Genomic DNA, 15,789 nt, shown 5'->3' with positions numbered 1-15,789 from the left:
TCATGAACCAAACGGAACTGCTAGAAGAAGTATTAATCCTCGCTCGCCAAGCTGGCAGCGCTATTATGGGGATTTACGAAAAAGATTTTAACGTTGAATACAAAGCCGATGAAAGCCCAGTAACCGACGCCGATCTAGCAGCTCACAAAGTCATCGCTAATGGTTTAAAGCACTTAACCCCTGACATTCCTATTCTTAGTGAAGAAAGCGCCGATATCAGCTGGGGTGTTCGTCAAACATGGGACCGTTATTGGCTGGTTGACCCAATTGATGGCACCAAAGAATTCATTAAAAAGAACGGTGAGTTCACGGTAAACATCGCACTTATCGAAAACGGTAAACCTACGTTAGCCGTGGTTGATGCCCCAGCGCTTGGAGTTTCGTATCTCGCCGCAGAGGCCATAGGTGCATTTAAAGACAAAGGCGATGAACGCATTGAGCTTAAAGTTACGACTAAAGCAAATAAAGGCTTAATTCGCGTAGTTGGCAGCCGTTCACACCCCTCCCCTGATTTAGCTGAATTTGTAAAACGCTTTGATGACGTTGAAATGGTGTCAAAAGGCAGTTCACTAAAGCTGTGCTTAGTCGCCGAAGGCAGCGCTGACATTTATCCACGCCTCGGCCCAACCTGCGAATGGGACACAGGCGCCGGCCACGCTATCGCTGAAATAGCCGGGGCAAAAGTCACTAAACTCGACGGCAGCCCGCTTGTTTACAATACTAAGGATGAGTATTTGAACCCGTATTTTGTGGTGAGTGTGATAGAAGAATAAGAGCTTTCAGCTGTAAGGTAGGCTGGGTAGAGCGAAGCGAAACCCAGCATGTTTAAGCCATAAGCGGTAAGTTTTAAGACTCATATTCCGTCTCGTAGGAGATGGCTTCAGCCACGAAAAGTCCTGCTCTACATTATGTTTGAAAGAACGAATTTCACCACCGAGAACACCGAGGCGCTTCGCGCTGCACAGAGAAAAATTCTAATCATCTCTATGCTATGAAGCTCACTCCATCAGCGTGGCTCTTCATCGCAAAGAGTCTTATTAGCATTAGTTTCTACCTAAAAGAGTCAAGATCCTTACATGCGTCATCAATATCTTGACTACTAAACCCTTGCGAAGTTAATTTTTTAACTTCTTTTGATAAAAGAGCTAGTTTAGGCAATGATTGATCTTTCATTGCAGAAATAAACGTCCTATCATACTTTTTCGCTCTCTCTACAAGGTAAATTTTCACAAACAATTTAGCAGCATTGCTTCCCAAATTACTTAGTATTAGCTCAAAAACAAACGTAAAATTAGGCCGCCCAGCACCACCTTTAAAATAATTAGCGAGCGTCGCTAAACTATAAATACAGTCGAGGAGACTCTCATCGACATCTTTTCCCAACAATAACTCACCAATTTCTAGTAAATTCTTTTCTTCCGTCTCTATTTTTTTATCTAGATCACTTCTAGAGGGGAGTTGCCTTCTTAATTCATCTAAGCAGTCACTAATTAAATCCCAAGAACCATTTTTATCAAACGTTGTGAGCATATTTGATACTAAAGATTTCAAACTTTTATGTTTTGCAAGGTATACAAACATTTTTGAAAAAATTCCAGTAAAAACTCTTCCGTTCGTATAGTAATCATCATTTATTTTCTGAATAACGGCAGTATATAATTTCTCTGTAGGCGTCACTTCCATTATGCCGTTTTTACCAAAGAGGATATCTTCAAACCTCGATACAACTCTTTGAAATTGCAAGTTATAGCAAAAGTCGCCTGCAAGCGACTGAAGCCCCTCAACTTTCATTAAGCGCTTAAACACATGCTGTTCACTTAACTCGTTTTCTTGTATACCCTCATTTAATATTCTTTTTAAATAATCAACCGTCGGATCCATACATGCAAGAGATTGCGTCGATTTTAAAAGCTCATTGGGTTGCACTGTTATTACTTCAGGTTCTTTATTTGTATCTAACTTGTTAGCTATTTCCTCTAAAGCAGTTAATAATGGCTTTTTTTGTTGTTCCTCTTCCATCATTTTAAACCTGTCTTCACCATGGCCTAGCATGACTTTAAAATAGTCTATAAATAGTTGATCTTCAGAATCTATAAACTTGTTGATATTCTTATTTTTATCCTTAATAAACTTATCGTAATTACTAATAAATCTTTGAAAGTAAAGTGGCTTAACTTCTCTTAAGCAAGAAGCCAACACTAAAGATAGAAAATTAACTTCTCCCATTAATTTATCTGGTTGCCAACTTTGATGTACCCTACGGAAGATTTTTTTTAATGTCCTAATCGAGGTAACCGTACTATTTAAAACTGACACTTCATCATTAAATAAATTATTAACCCGACTTCTTAAAACTTGTATTAGATGTTGTTTGTTACCTACAGCAAGTACTGTATAGCTATCTTCTAAAGCACGCTCTTCAAGCCTGAATTTTGGTAGATTATCCCAAATAATTAAAATATTTCCCTCGTTAACTGCAGCTACAAGGGATTCTTCAATAAATTTACGAGTAATTTCAGAGTAATCTATTTGAGTAATATCTTCTCTATAGTCTGTTGCTTTTGAAATCACTTCTGCGGCAATATCATTTTCATTACCCATTGCGATGATAAAGTTAATTTGTCCTAGATTTTTATTCTTTAGTCGATCTAAAAGTGCAGCAATATCATTTAAACGTTTTTCATTTTCATCGCCAGTACCACGGTCAACATCTTGCAGAGTGATCAGTATTTTGTGGTTGGTTACTTCAAGAACATCATTAAGCTTTTGAAAGCTTTGCTCAATATCAACGGGGCCTGCGAGTAGTGTAGATGCAAATTGAAAAAAGCTACCGCCTGATTTTAAGGCTTCGGTATAATGTTTTGGTAACGCACGGAAGGCGCACATATCAATGTGCTGGCTGATATCATCGATAATATGGCTAAGTACAACATGCGCAACACTGCCACTAGCTGCGCCCCACGTTGATATATCGCTGTGTATCCAATTAATCTTGTTTTGTTGTTCTATTTTTAGCTTTTCTTCATCTGATAATTCAGCTTCTACCTTTTTAGATTTTCTGAGCTCGTTTGCTATTGCTGCGACAATGCTGCTTTTACCACAACCAAATGGCCCGCATAGTGCGATGTGCTGCGCTATACCCTCTTCATGGTCACCACCACTACGAAGTCGATCAGTAATACGATTAGCGTAAACCTCTAGATCTTGCTCAAGTTCTTCTTTGTTTTTAATAATTGAATCGTCTTTAAACCATCGTTGAAAATCTTTTAAGCTCTCAAGCGTTAATTCAGCTTCTTGTTTTGATTCAACTATCAATTCTTTGTTGGATACTCTTAGCTGCTCTAATAACAAATATACCGACATACCCAAATAGGCAGCTGCTATAAATAAAAACACCCAAAATGCTTGTTCTGACTCAACTAGGTTTATTGCTGAAAATAAATAAAATGCTGATACCGCGCACAGTACCGCTGAAAATACAGGCTTTTCTGTGTACAGTTTTGTTTGATAGATCGTAGTCGCTGCAATAGCTAAAAAGCTCAGCGCTATAAATTTAAGAGCATTAAAGGTTTGAGCTATTAGTTGCTCTAATGCTTCATCTGAATGCGTTGAATACACATAACCCATAATGAAAAGTAAGCCAAACAATACGCTTATCGTCACCGGCGGATATCGCCAACTAAACCAAATACTGCGCTTGGCGTGAGAGATATAAAACTTATCCAGCATTAGCTTGATGCCAATGCCTGCGAGAAAAGCAAAACTATAATGCAGCACGGGGCTTGCGAATAAAATACTGCCCCAGTTTGCATAAGTTTGTTGTACAAAACTAACGTTACTTAAAAATACTGTAATCGCGGCTGCGGTAATTGCACACAATAAAAGTGAGAGCCAACGTTGCGCTGGAATAGGAAGAGGCTGCGACAATTTAATATCCTTATAAACCATATACCAAGCCAGTGTATACCCTGTTGAATAAAAATAGAAATTTAAGAGCTCTACTTCTTGGTTACAATTTTCAGGTACAACATTTAGATTGCTTTTGCTAGGCTCCATATTCATGGAATTCAATAACAAGGAGTAATCATGAAATGTCCTGAAATTAATGATTTAGAGTTTTCTGAGCGTGGAAAGTTAGCCGTAAAGGAAATAAGACGAATAAAAGAAATTAATCAGTGGCTTAGTGCATCGATTACTGTCGGTACTTTTGCTAACATATTTGCTGGTAACGGTGTAATCAAAAGCTATTACAACCTCACTCAAACTGATTTTGACTCTTTTGCCGCAGCACTTAAAAGCTCGCCCAGCATTGCAAGAAAAACTATAGAAACAATATTAGGCCTTCAAGCAGTTAAAGCCAAAACGTCTAAAGAAAGGCAATTCTGGAAAGCCGTATATAAAGGTTGTGAGGCTGCAAAATGAATAACTATATTATTTTATTTTTTACAATATTTAGTTCTACTTTCACGTATGCAGGTTCAGCAGAACAGGACCTTGTCAATTATCTAACTATCGAATATCAGAATTCAATAAAAGCATATGACGCTAAGCTTGAAAAATGCCAACAAGTAGAAGCAACCATCACACCTGATGATGTTAAGCATATTTCGAATGATTGGGCTGTATTAAGTAGTGCTCTATCCTATCATTATGCTAAAACTCAAGACTTGTGTACACGTGATGAATTGGAAAGATATTCTTTACTTTCGGCTAAATTACAGGCTTTAAAAGACACTGATAAACCGATGCTTGATAAATATAATCAGTTGCTTATGGCCATCCCTTTAACCTATGAGAGAACTAAAGCCGATTACTTTATATTGCCACTAGGTATGCGTAAACAGTTTTCAGATTTAGAAAAGTTAAATAAACCATTTAACTTGATTAAGACAATGGATAACTTCGATTAGCCAAACTTTAATAAAGCAATTTCAGTGCTAATTGCACCACCGTAGGCTGGGTAGAGCGAAGCGAAACCCAGCATGATAATAGCTTAGTAATGTGATTTAGCCGCAATAAATCAGTCAAAGACAATTTCACACAACGCCACCGAGGCGCTTCGCGGTACATTGAAGTGTGGTATTCGTATTCTTTTGTAGGTCGGGATTTATCTCGTCACATTTTTCAGGCTAAAGCCAGACCTACAAGATAAATACCGCAAGCCCCAATCCACCGTAGGAAAGGGTTACAGCCACGAAAAGCTTTCTGCGTTCAAATTTTTCGTGCATGATTTATTGCTGTACCTTAAAATGAAATCACAAATTAATAATAAGGAACAATAATGACGACTGTTGAAAAAGCGATTGAATCGGCATACCAAACACAAATTACTAATTTATATAACGCCCTGAGTCAGGCAATTTTAGGGGCTAATGGTGATGTTGAGGATATTGCTGTTGCTGAGGCAAGCTTTAAAAAAGGCTTGGCCTTTGCTGCCGATATTAAAGCTCGCGCGCTTAACGCAGCTGCGCAATAACTGTTTATTAGAGTGAGCACACAACTGTGCTCACTCACTATATTCTACGGCACACTGTGCCCTGTTGAACCTTGCCAAATCCGATACCACTGTTCGCGGTTTAGTTTTAATTGCTGGGCAGCAACGGCTGACTCAATACGTTTGATATTACCTGTACCTAGTACTACCGATGGCGCGCTTGGGTGCATCAGTAACCATGCGTATACCACTTGGTCAATTGAGCTTGCGCCAATTTCACTCGCAACTTGTTCAAGCACATGGCGTAAACGTATCGCTTTTTCATCGCTGTCTGAAAATAAACGCCCGCCTGCAAGCGGTGACCAGAGCATTGGTTTAATATCTAATAACTGGCATTGATCAAGCGTACCATCATCAAGGGCTTTCATTTCATAAGGTGAAAACTCAACTTGGTTTGTCACTAATTCAAAATCCAGACGTGACTGTAATAAACTTAGCTGTGATGGTGTAAAGTTCGATACACCAAACTCTAACACATCACCGTTTTGCTTTAAGGTATTAAAAGCTTGTGCCATTTCATCGGCATGCATTAAATAATCAGGGCGGTGAATCAACAGCACATCTAACCGGTCAGTATTAAAGTGCTTGAGTGACTGTTGAGCTGAAGTAATAATATGTTGCGCACTCGAATCATAGTGGTTGGCCTGCCCTGCCAACCCTAGACTTGGAAACGCAGGCTTAATTCCGCATTTAGTGATTATTTTAATTTCATCACGAATGCTTGGCTTAAGCGCCAAAGCCTTACCAAACTCAGCCTCACAACCATATTCACCGTAGATATCGGCGTGATCTGTATCTGTTACACCTGCTTCAATAGCCTGCTCAAGAAAGTTTAAACATTGCTGCGGGGTGATTTGCCAATCTAATAAGCGCCAAAATCCAAGGACTAACTCATTTATTTTTCGTTCTGTATTATACATTGTATACCTTATGATGTTTTATGACTCATGATAAGTGAGTATCATAAATACTTTCTAGCCCAATTACGTATTGGTCATGTTTAATTCTACCTATTTCATAAAATATTAATAGCAGTTGTATTACATTGAAAAGCTTATAGGAACAGTCAAAGTTAGTTTCACACCAGCAACGCTAGCAGGTGGTTGAGGTAATGGCTCAGCTCGGTAAACCAATGCCACGGCTTCTTTGTCTAACGAATCTGTTCCTGAGCTATTTACTAAGTAAACATCCAACACCTTACCAGCCCGGTTCATAGTAAAAGTGATGGTTGGTACGCCTTGACGACGCATTCGTCGAGCCGATCTTGGATAGCGCTTTTCTTTTTCTAACTGTAAATAGAGCATTTGTTGCCAATTTAGCTTTGCTTGCTGGCCTTGGTGGTTCAATGGCCCCTGTTGTTGCACAGCTGCTTTGTTACTCAACAAAGCGTCTTTTGCCGTGGGCATCGCTTGTGCTTGCTTTTGTACTTTGTCTTCAGTTTGCTTTTTTACTTTTTCAGTCGCGAGACTATTTTCTAGTTTTTGGATCTGCTTTTTTGCTTCGTTTTGTTTAAGGTGCTTCTTATCAACCTCAAGTGGTTGTTTATTATCTGCTCTGACTATGTTTTTATCTGCTTTAAATTCAGAGTAACTATGATCTGCCGCTAAAGCATCATGTTTTGGCTGTTTATTAACTTCTTCTGCTTTCTCTATGTCAGGTTGGGTTGCTTCTGATTCTTGTTGAGTGACCCCTATATTTGCATTATTAATTGTATGCCTTGGAGAAGACAAAGAAGCAACTATACTTGTAAGTAATGGCGCGGCTAGTACTTGTGCAGGCGTTTTGATAGTTTCAATTTTAAAAAATTCAGCTTTAACAATAACAACATGCAAAAATACGCTAAAAATAATGGCTATGTAGAAATAGCCCGAACCTTGTTTTGTAGGCTTTAACAAGTCAACCTTACTCATAAACTACCCACCACTAACAGCTCCCTATTCCCTAACGATTAAATACATCATTGAATTACTCTTTAGATATACCGAACGAATTGCGTTAACCCGTAATTTTATTTTCGTTCTGTAATTGAAACCCAAAGAGATGAGCGATAATGCACCTCAATAGGCAAAATTTCACTTAGGTGAAGCAACGTTTTATCTGTGTTCTTAGTCGAAAAAGTTCCCGTTACTCTATACTTAGCAAGCTCTGGCGAAACCCAAACTACACCTCGTCGATAACGCGCAAGCTCTGCGATAAAATCAGTTAACTGAGTTCTATTTGGTTGAATTTTATGCTCAAGCCAGAGCGCTTTGCTACTGAACAAATTTTCTATAGGCATAATTGTCTTACAACTAAAGGCCGCTTGCTGCATAGCTTTTAACTGTACTATTTGCGCAGTTTGCAATGGCCGCAGCTCTACAATACCTTCATATACACTTACGACGCTATCATGCTCACGCTGACGTACAGTAAAAGTAGTTCCAATAGGCACCGCTTTGCCATCTCGCGTAGTTACATATAAGGATGAGCCGCCTTGCGCACTAGCGACCCAAATTTCACCTTTAATTAAATGCAACCTATGCTCTAAATGGTCAGAGTCTAGGTAAACATTTGTTTCAGTATTTAACGTTATTACAGTGCCATCATTTAATGTCACGGTTTTAGTTTCACCGATAGCAGTTATATATTCTTTTCCATTAGGTTGCTCAGCCCGCCCCGCGAAAATTAAACCTAGGTTTCCTAATGTAAAAAGCCCGAGTAGAAGTACTTGTCTGCGTGAAAACCCTGTAGCAGTACGAGATAACACGGAACGACTCAACTTTGATTGTGGAGCTTTGAGAAAGGTACCTTGTAGTTGCTCTAGTTGCTGCCATGCTAAAGCGTTTTCTGGTTGTGCTTGAAACCAAGTTTGAAAGGCACTTTGATCCTGCTGGCTAACATCATCAGCCCATAATCGAGCCATCCAAGTTGCAGCTTGCTGTATTGTATCTGGCGATATCTTAGTCATGATTAAAGCAGCATTTCTAGATTAACCATTAAGCAGCTTTGCAATGCTCTGGCGATGTATTTCTCTACCGACGATACCGAAACATTTAACTGCTTTGCGATTTGCTTGTAACTCATATTTTCAAGCTGACGCATCAATAATGCCTGGCGGACTTTTTCGGGTAACTGCTGCAAAAGATTATCTATTTCCGTCAGCGCTTCAATCATTAGCAATTGAGACTCAGCAGAGGTTGACAAAGCAATAGGATCATTTGCAATTAATTCTAAGTACGCAGTTTCTACATTGCGCTTGCGATACAAATCTATCACCAATCCTTTAGCAATATGTGTTAAGTAACGTCGTGAATCTTGCAAACTTGGTAATGTTGTTTTAGCTAACAAGCGTAAATAAGTATCTTGTACTAAATCTGCAGTGGCTTCAGGACAACCTAAACGACGTTGAATATAAATAGACAGCCAATTACTGTGCTTTTTATACATATCATCAACACTCGCAATATTGACAGGACTGCTTATCATTTTGCACCTCTTAAAATAACACCAATGCAAATGATAATACTTATTAGTTAGATTAAACTCAAGCCAAACCTTTAAATAAGAGTGTTTGCATTTAGTCGCTAAAACTTTTTCTCAAACTTTAAACTGACACTATTTTTATCATAGCTATATAACCAATCTACATTACTGTTAACAGCAGTATGATTTAAGGTAAAAATTGGTGTCATACTAAATACAGCTAGATTTGGCATGCTTACAATCAGTGTGTAATTTTGTTCAAGATCTTTACGCTTTTGCGCCAATAAAGCACTATATTGCTCATATTTACGCGCCCTGAGTGATGCAAATAAAGTTGCCTCTACCCCGTTACTCCAGCGCTTATTAACACCAAATCGACTCGAAAATAATTGGTATGCATGTACCTTATCATTGTTATTTTTTTTACTGTAATCGAGTCCGCCAAACAGCAGCCACTGTTCATTAAGCTGATACCAAAGAGTATTATAATTTGCCAATTGTGTACCGGATTGGTAACTGTAGTGCTGCGGTTGATATGATTGCTGTTCAATTTCAAGCTCAAGTTTTACATTTAGTTTTTTTGATAAGTTTTTTAGCCAATCAAGCTTAATACCCGCTGCACTGTAAAGTGTACTATTACCTAAAGCATTGTATTTAAATTGCCCTGATGCTGAAAATTGCTCATAAGCCGTTTGATAGCTATAACCTAAGTTAGCAATCACAGTGTGTTCATTATATTCACTATTACTTAGATAATTACTGCCATAAGCAAGACCTCGGAAACTCAACCCGTGGTGACCTGAAAAAGCAAATCGCTTACTAATATTCGCATCAAAGTCAACGCCCTCTCCCGATACAGCCTGCGGAGTTTCACGCTCAATTAAGCACTCTTCAGTCGGTAGCCAAAGCAAACACGTATAACTTTGTGATGATTGATTTAAGTTATCGCTAAAACTTGGCCCTAGCGCAAAAGAACCTCGCCAAGCTTGACGATAGTTAAGCGCATCAATAAAACTATTTACCGTGTGCCGCACACCCTCAACCTTAGGGTTGTCATTTGGTAACTGCTCAGCAATTTGCTCAAACAATATAAGCGCATCAGTATTTTTATTGTTATCAAACAACACCCGCGCCAACTCTAATTGGCTAGGTAAAAAGTCTTGTTGTTGAACCAGCACAGCCAAATGTTGCTGCTCAGCTTCGTTTAAACGTCCTGCAGAACGATCAATCGCACCTTGTGCATAATGGGCTAGCATCACATCGTAATTTTCTAATGACACATAGCGAGATAACAAATTTTGTGCTGCTGGCCATTGCTTATGCTGAATTAAAAAATAGACTGCTTGGCCTAACTCATGAACATTGTTATTAACTTGGATTTGTTGCCCATTAATTGTAAAAGAGGAAGATTTAGCTGAATCATGCGCCGCATCGGCAACGATTGAATGCTCATTTTGTTTTATATTTTGCTCTATACGTTGCTGTAAATGTAATCGCGTTTCAGTCGATGCAGATAAAAGAGGGGAGTTTAACACTAACATTACTACCCATAATTGTACTGTATTATGGTAATAATAACTTTTATTTTGGTGGCTCATAATAATACTCAAAAGCGTCAATTAAAGGGGCTAAATATTAGCCCCCGACTAAATAATTGCGATTACTTTTTAGTTCCACCAAACGCAGTATCTAATTGACGATCAGCAAAGGTAGCAATACCTGCAAGTGATGCAGCGCCAGCACCAAAGAAGTGGCCTTCGCTATTACCAAATACCGCACCATTGGCAAGCGCCGTTCCTGAAAAAGCAGCCGTAGATGTCACGATATCTGCATCAATGCTCACTGAAAGCGCTGAATTAGCCAAGCTACCAGTTAACTTTTGTGCACCAAAGTTAGCCGTAAAATCTCCGGTTAACTGATTACTACCGCTAAATTTATTAACCCCTTTAATGGCATAACTAGCCGTGCCGCTTACTGGTACTGTCGTGTTGGTACTATTGCCAACATAATATACTGCGCGGTCGTTGCCATTACCGTTAAAATCTTGTGACCATTCTCCAAACCAGACATCGCTAGTACCCACTTTTGCAAAATTAAATGCGCCAATACCACCATGACCCATGCTTAAAGAGTGAATACCGTTAGTTGGTTGGGCATAAGCTGATAACGCCTGAAAATCGACTTTCTGTTGAGTAGAGCCCATTGCCGCAATGCCAATACCAGCTCGCCCTGCTACATGAGGACCACCATTAACCGTAGACTCTCCTACTTCAATATTGGTATTGTCACTTTGAGTCCCTACGTAATTTGCATGGGTAGCAAAGCTAAAAGTGGTTGTAAGTACGGCGATTGTTGCGAATAATTTGTTCATTTTTCAGTTCCTTTTAAATAAAAAATCAATGAAATAAAAAGCACAACTAAGATGCTTTCATTAACAACACCGAACGAAAAACAAAAACCCACAAAAAATAATAACTATTTAGTTTGTGGGTTTGTTTTTTTAAGCTAATTAAATAAATTAAAAGCTCATTTGTAGTTTTAACTTCACTGTTCTTCCAGGAGCCGGAACACTCGAACGTACCAGTGGATCAATATAATAAAGATCGGTCAAATTAGTGGCTATCAGCTCAACGTTAAGCCGCTCACTCCAGCTATACTTTGCGTATGCGTCAAAAGTCAGCGCTTTATCTCGCTCAAGATCTTCTTCACTTTTACTTGCTGATAAATAAACACTTCGTAACCCAGTTTCCAAAGCATTTTCGAAATAACGGCCACCAAGACTTAAATTAACAGAGTCATTAGGAATAGCTTGATCACTTAAGTAACCTCCCGCAAAACCAGCATGTACACAATTTGGAATTGAGCCCTCGACAGGGTCCTGAGTAATTGCAAGACTTTCATCACAGACTTCATTCTTAGTCATGTGTGATAAGCTTAAATCAGCAAAAAACGAACCATTGTCATAGCGACCTTGAAACTCAAATCCTTGCAGCGTTTGCTTATCAATATTATAAAAGCGAAGTAAATTACCTGAGCGCTCTATGACATCTTTTGTTTTATGATGAAAGTAGGTTAATTTAATGTCCCCTTGTTCAAAGTTATGTACAAACGCAGTTTCATAATTATAGGTATGCTCTGGTTTAATATCTGTATAAGGGTTGTTATTAGCCGAGAAGCCTAAAGTACTTTCGAACATACTCGGGAAGCGAATACCCTCAGTATAACGTATGTACACTCGACTATGTTCATTAAGTAAATAGGTTGCAGCAAATGCTGGAGCCCAGTGGTTCCCCTTTTTTTTACCGCCATCAATTTGCTTACCGTACTCATTAACAGGCCCACCTGCTTGGCGACAACTGCCTTCTATATAATTAGCTACGTTATTCAATTCACCGTTAACACATATATTATTCGCTCTGCGGTATTTTCCCTCACCGTTATGTAACCATGGTTCTAAGACTGCTTTGTGTTTTTTTCTACGCTCACTCTCTCTAAAATCGAGGAAATTTTCTAAGCCTGCGGGGTTATCAACAAAGAAGCTTGAATCACCATACTGCTCTCTCTCTTGCTCTCTTAATTCTTGATGTTCCGCTTCTGTGTAAGCTGTTTTATATTCTAAATATACACCTTCTGCGGCAGAGTGCTCTTTCGTAAAGCGCTCATCCTCAGCCGCAATTCGGCTTGATAAAAAGTCATCAATCGCCCAGTAGCTTTTATAACTAGCACCGGCAGTAAAAATTAACGAATCTGTTGGCATCCATTTAAAATTAAACTGCCCTTCAAGCTCTTCTCGTCTACCCTCGCGTGGCCAGTGCTTCCAACCATCGACTGTACCGCGGTATTCATCTTCTGAGCGAATTTTATGATATTGATAACGCGCTGACATAATTAGCTCAAGCTCGTCTGATAACATCATTTGGTTACTTACATCAAAACCAAAACGGTTCTCACGGTTATTGGCAACGGCTGTATTACGAATTATTGGACTAGCATCTGGATCCGCTAGCTCCCAAATGGCATTAGCGTAATTTGGGAACCCCCCAGCAGAATTAGTATTGCTAATTGTATGAGTGCTCCAGAGGTTTGAAGTGACATTAATAAGCTTACTTTTCGGGTTCCACTGATATTTTATGTTATAGGCTTGTGCTTCAACTTTGCTAAGAGGCCACTGTGCCATTTCACCATTTTCACCTATGTCACCTGCTCGACTTGCCATAATTTCACCGTATTGCGCATTTGTTACACGTGCACCTAGGTTTAATTGCTGGTTTTCACTAATATTAAATTCACCTTTGAGTAAGAAAGATTCCAACTCGCTGGATGTATTTGGCACTTCATAACCTGGTCGTTGACGGTGCGCTAGAGAGCGCGGATTCATTTTAGTAATATTGAACTCTTGATCATTAGGCTGATTATAAAACTCTGATTTTCTTGTGCCACTAAAGTAGTTGCCCTTATTGCGATATGCATAGGCGGCGAGTAATTCATAGCTATCTTGACGCGTAGCTAACGCTAAACGATAAGCGTAGTCTTCACCTGACAAAGGGTTATTTTCTTTATCACCACTCATCTCTTGCCATAAAGAAGGGTCGCCGTAAGCAAAATTAGGCGTCATTTGCGGAAAACCTTCCACCTCCCTGTAATCTTGCCCGGTGAATAAAGTGGGTAGCTTAGGATCAACGGCATTATTACTACTCTCAACAACAAGACCACCACCGCTTGTTTCCCCTTCAAGCAATACATCGCTAGCATTAATAGTACTAACTTGTACTCCCCCGCCAACTGAAGTATGTGCATTAGGAGTTAGTGAAGGGCCTTTTATTGCTTTAATACTGCCAATTAAATTTGAATCAACATAATTACGATTTGAAACGCCGCGATAGCCACGCCACACTGTAATTGCTTGCTCTGTACCATCTATTGATAATGGTACTCGCCCTGGACCTTGTACGCCACGGATACTTGGATCTACACCACCACCATTTCGCGCATCACCACTGTAGACATTTAACATCCCTTTAAATAAGTCAGCCGCATCCTTCCCTTTGTACCTTTCGATTTCATCTATTGACGTATATACCGATGATATATCTTCATCATAGATTGCATGCTTACCAGCCTCATCACGAGTGATGCCATAATTATCCCCCATTGCCACATTGATCGTATCTAATATCATTCTATTTTCATTAGCTTTAGTTAAAATACGATATGAGCCATCCGCTTGAATAACACTATAAAGCCCGCTATTTGCGAGTAACATGTTTAATGCTTGTGCAGAATTGTAATTACCTTGAAGTAGAGGGCTTTGAAGTTTTTGAGATAAACTCGCGTCTAAATGCAGCTCTATACCTGCAATAGTTGCAAGCTTATTTAAGCTGTCATCTAATTTTCCTGCAGGGATATTAAAAGAGTGTACATCCGTTGTGACTGCATATGAGGTTGTAGGTACTGCTAAAGTTGCGACTCCTAAGTGAGCGCTGAGTAATAGCGTGAGTAATTTAGGCTTTGATAAAAACTGCATGTCGGCTTCCTTTCTTATTAATTGTGTATCAACTAAGCGATACACCGAATGAAAGTGACAAATCCTCAATAAAAGTTTAGTTTTTATTTTTACTCATATTTTAAAACTGGGTAAAACAGTATTACTAAACTACTTTACCCACTCAATCCCTTAACGTACAGCCATCGGTACCTTAGCGCAGCTTACTTCCACTGTTTTAGGATACCAGATAGGACCAACATCATTGACAACCAGCTCGGCCAAGCCATTAGTAAATGATTTATAAGTGTGCACACTTTGCCATTGCAAGTCAGGACAGATGTCAGATAAATCTACCGCGTTAGAACCTTCATATAATGCTGCTGCAAAATTGTGATGCCATTGTTCGCTTTTATGGTTATTAGCTAAATCATCATACTCACCATTATCAAAGTGAATATTTGTACAACCAGTTAAAACCAATATAAATAGGCACACTGTAAACAAGCTTAGATTTTTCATGCTTCTTCTCCTGTGGCTTGTTGTTCATTACACCAAACTTTAACTGTATGCGGTGCATATATTCCTAGGGTTACCAAACCTAACGCGCCATCGATAAATGTTTGTTGTGACTGCATTTGCACTACGTCTTGCTCGCCACACACTTGTTTTACATCAACACGCTGTTCGCCAACTAACCCCCACATAAAAAATGGTCGGCTATCTTGATAACTAGGTTTAGAACTAAGCTTAGCAACTTGCTGCGGTTGAATAGTCACCGAAGAGCACGCACTGAGCATGAGTAACGCTGAGCAAGTAATTAACGCTCTCATTGTTATATCCTTTTTATGTATTTAGTTAAGAGCTGTAATTGTACATATAACAAATACAATAAAAGGTAAGAAACTGTAGTGAATATGTTGCCAAAACCAATAACCAGATAGACACTTTTTTACAATGTAAACTTTAATCTGATGAAAACAGAAAAGCCGCATAAATGCGGCTTGGTTTCACTCTTTAGGAGAGGTGACTTAAATTCTGAATACTAATATTGCAATAAATTACCTTGCTCATCATTTTGATTAATTGAATCGAGCATAATGTCGGCAATCTCATTAGTCTGTTCTATCTTATCTTTTTCTAAATAGGCGTAAGTAACTTACTGCTAGCATTTAGAGTAGTGCTTAACTGGTACTGAGTAACCTGATTAGTTGCTTGAATGTTCATGCTCTCTCTATCTAGAGCGTTACTATAAGCAAATATAGCTGAACATTTTGTGAACGCAACGTTCAATAAACAAGCAAATGAACGTAAAAAAGAAAAGCAGTGAAGTAGATATTACTTGCACCTA

General features: G+C 39.0%; 14 protein-coding genes. 4 read left to right on the top strand and 10 right to left on the bottom strand.

What is annotated here, in order from left to right:
• Window positions 1-2 precede the first annotated feature (2 nt).
• Entirely contained in the window at window positions 3-773 is a 771-nt protein-coding gene (gene cysQ, locus QMA12_RS09395; RefSeq protein ID WP_290209691.1) for a 3'(2'),5'-bisphosphate nucleotidase CysQ, read from the top strand.
• A gap of 277 nt (window positions 774-1,050) precedes the next feature.
• On the opposite strand, the gene QMA12_RS09390 is transcribed toward cysQ, so the two are convergent.
• Window positions 1,051-3,663 carry an ATP-binding protein gene (locus QMA12_RS09390; RefSeq protein ID WP_290209692.1) on the bottom strand — a complete coding sequence of 871 codons (2,613 nt, stop codon included), beginning with the start codon at window positions 3,661-3,663 and terminating at the stop codon, window positions 1,051-1,053.
• A 423-nt stretch (window positions 3,664-4,086) separates the two neighbouring features.
• Between QMA12_RS09390 and QMA12_RS09385 the strand changes: the two genes are divergently transcribed.
• The 3 genes from QMA12_RS09385 (at window position 4,087) to QMA12_RS09375 (ending at window position 5,476) form a co-directional block, all read left to right on the top strand.
• Window positions 4,087-4,422 (top strand): hypothetical protein, encoded by a 336-nt coding sequence (locus tag QMA12_RS09385; protein WP_290209693.1) that lies wholly within the window; start codon window positions 4,087-4,089, stop codon window positions 4,420-4,422.
• Window positions 4,419-4,910: a hypothetical protein gene (locus tag QMA12_RS09380; protein WP_290209694.1), complete on the top strand. Its 492-nt coding sequence runs from the start codon at window positions 4,419-4,421 to the stop codon at window positions 4,908-4,910. The genes QMA12_RS09385 and QMA12_RS09380 overlap by 4 nt, the downstream gene beginning before the upstream one ends.
• 371 nt (window positions 4,911-5,281) lie before the next feature.
• On the top strand, window positions 5,282-5,476 hold the full coding sequence (locus tag QMA12_RS09375) for a hypothetical protein (protein WP_290209695.1): 195 nt from the start codon (window positions 5,282-5,284) through the stop codon (window positions 5,474-5,476).
• A gap of 44 nt (window positions 5,477-5,520) precedes the next feature.
• Here the strand turns inward: QMA12_RS09375 and QMA12_RS09370 are convergent, their stop codons facing one another.
• From QMA12_RS09370 to QMA12_RS09330, 9 genes are all read right to left on the bottom strand, one after another.
• A complete protein-coding gene (locus QMA12_RS09370) occupies window positions 5,521-6,414 on the bottom strand; it encodes an aldo/keto reductase (RefSeq protein WP_290209696.1) in 894 nt (297 codons plus the stop codon).
• 120 nt (window positions 6,415-6,534) lie between these two features.
• Window positions 6,535-7,404: an energy transducer TonB gene (locus QMA12_RS09365; protein ID WP_290209697.1), complete on the bottom strand. Its 870-nt coding sequence runs from the start codon at window positions 7,402-7,404 to the stop codon at window positions 6,535-6,537.
• Between the two features lie 98 nt (window positions 7,405-7,502).
• On the bottom strand, window positions 7,503-8,441 hold the full coding sequence (locus QMA12_RS09360; protein WP_290209698.1) for a FecR domain-containing protein: 939 nt from the start codon (window positions 8,439-8,441) through the stop codon (window positions 7,503-7,505).
• 2 nt (window positions 8,442-8,443) lie between these two features.
• Complete coding sequence (locus QMA12_RS09355) at window positions 8,444-8,959, bottom strand: sigma-70 family RNA polymerase sigma factor (RefSeq protein ID WP_290209699.1); 516 nt, start codon at window positions 8,957-8,959, stop codon at window positions 8,444-8,446.
• Window positions 8,960-9,057: 98 nt separating this feature from the next.
• On the bottom strand, window positions 9,058-10,497 hold the full coding sequence (locus QMA12_RS09350; RefSeq protein ID WP_290209700.1) for a surface lipoprotein assembly modifier: 1,440 nt from the start codon (window positions 10,495-10,497) through the stop codon (window positions 9,058-9,060).
• A 119-nt stretch (window positions 10,498-10,616) separates the two neighbouring features.
• Entirely contained in the window at window positions 10,617-11,327 is a 711-nt protein-coding gene (locus QMA12_RS09345; protein ID WP_290209701.1) for a Slam-dependent surface lipoprotein, read from the bottom strand.
• A gap of 147 nt (window positions 11,328-11,474) precedes the next feature.
• On the bottom strand, window positions 11,475-14,480 hold the full coding sequence (locus tag QMA12_RS09340) for a TonB-dependent receptor (RefSeq protein WP_290209702.1): 3,006 nt from the start codon (window positions 14,478-14,480) through the stop codon (window positions 11,475-11,477).
• 150 nt (window positions 14,481-14,630) lie between these two features.
• Window positions 14,631-14,960 (bottom strand): hypothetical protein, encoded by a 330-nt coding sequence (locus tag QMA12_RS09335; protein ID WP_290209703.1) that lies wholly within the window; start codon window positions 14,958-14,960, stop codon window positions 14,631-14,633.
• Window positions 14,957-15,271 carry a Bor family protein gene (locus QMA12_RS09330; RefSeq protein WP_087532517.1) on the bottom strand — a complete coding sequence of 105 codons (315 nt, stop codon included), beginning with the start codon at window positions 15,269-15,271 and terminating at the stop codon, window positions 14,957-14,959. The genes QMA12_RS09335 and QMA12_RS09330 overlap by 4 nt, the downstream gene beginning before the upstream one ends.
• Window positions 15,272-15,789: the final 518 nt, after the last annotated feature.

It is taken from the genome of Pseudoalteromonas sp. APC 3893, assembly GCF_030408095.1.
Taxonomy (GTDB): Bacteria; Pseudomonadota; Gammaproteobacteria; order Enterobacterales; family Alteromonadaceae; genus Pseudoalteromonas.
Note: the sequence above shows the minus strand (reverse complement) of the source record. Positions and strands in the feature narration are given on the sequence as shown.

Coding starts and splice junctions, on each gene's coding strand:
- QMA12_RS09340 (WP_290209702.1), bottom strand. CDS start 14,480: ATGCAGTTTTTATCAAAGCCTAAATTACTCACGCTATTACTCAGCGCT.
- cysQ (WP_290209691.1), top strand. CDS start 3: ATGAACCAAACGGAACTGCTAGAAGAAGTATTAATCCTCGCTCGCCAA.
- QMA12_RS09370 (WP_290209696.1), bottom strand. CDS start 6,414: ATGTATAATACAGAACGAAAAATAAATGAGTTAGTCCTTGGATTTTGG.
- QMA12_RS09335 (WP_290209703.1), bottom strand. CDS start 14,960: ATGAAAAATCTAAGCTTGTTTACAGTGTGCCTATTTATATTGGTTTTA.
- QMA12_RS09375 (WP_290209695.1), top strand. CDS start 5,282: ATGACGACTGTTGAAAAAGCGATTGAATCGGCATACCAAACACAAATT.
- QMA12_RS09385 (WP_290209693.1), top strand. CDS start 4,087: ATGAAATGTCCTGAAATTAATGATTTAGAGTTTTCTGAGCGTGGAAAG.
- QMA12_RS09360 (WP_290209698.1), bottom strand. CDS start 8,441: ATGACTAAGATATCGCCAGATACAATACAGCAAGCTGCAACTTGGATG.
- QMA12_RS09345 (WP_290209701.1), bottom strand. CDS start 11,327: ATGAACAAATTATTCGCAACAATCGCCGTACTTACAACCACTTTTAGC.
- QMA12_RS09350 (WP_290209700.1), bottom strand. CDS start 10,497: ATGTTAGTGTTAAACTCCCCTCTTTTATCTGCATCGACTGAAACGCGA.
- QMA12_RS09365 (WP_290209697.1), bottom strand. CDS start 7,404: ATGAGTAAGGTTGACTTGTTAAAGCCTACAAAACAAGGTTCGGGCTAT.
- QMA12_RS09330 (WP_087532517.1), bottom strand. CDS start 15,271: ATGAGAGCGTTAATTACTTGCTCAGCGTTACTCATGCTCAGTGCGTGC.
- QMA12_RS09380 (WP_290209694.1), top strand. CDS start 4,419: ATGAATAACTATATTATTTTATTTTTTACAATATTTAGTTCTACTTTC.
- QMA12_RS09355 (WP_290209699.1), bottom strand. CDS start 8,959: ATGATAAGCAGTCCTGTCAATATTGCGAGTGTTGATGATATGTATAAA.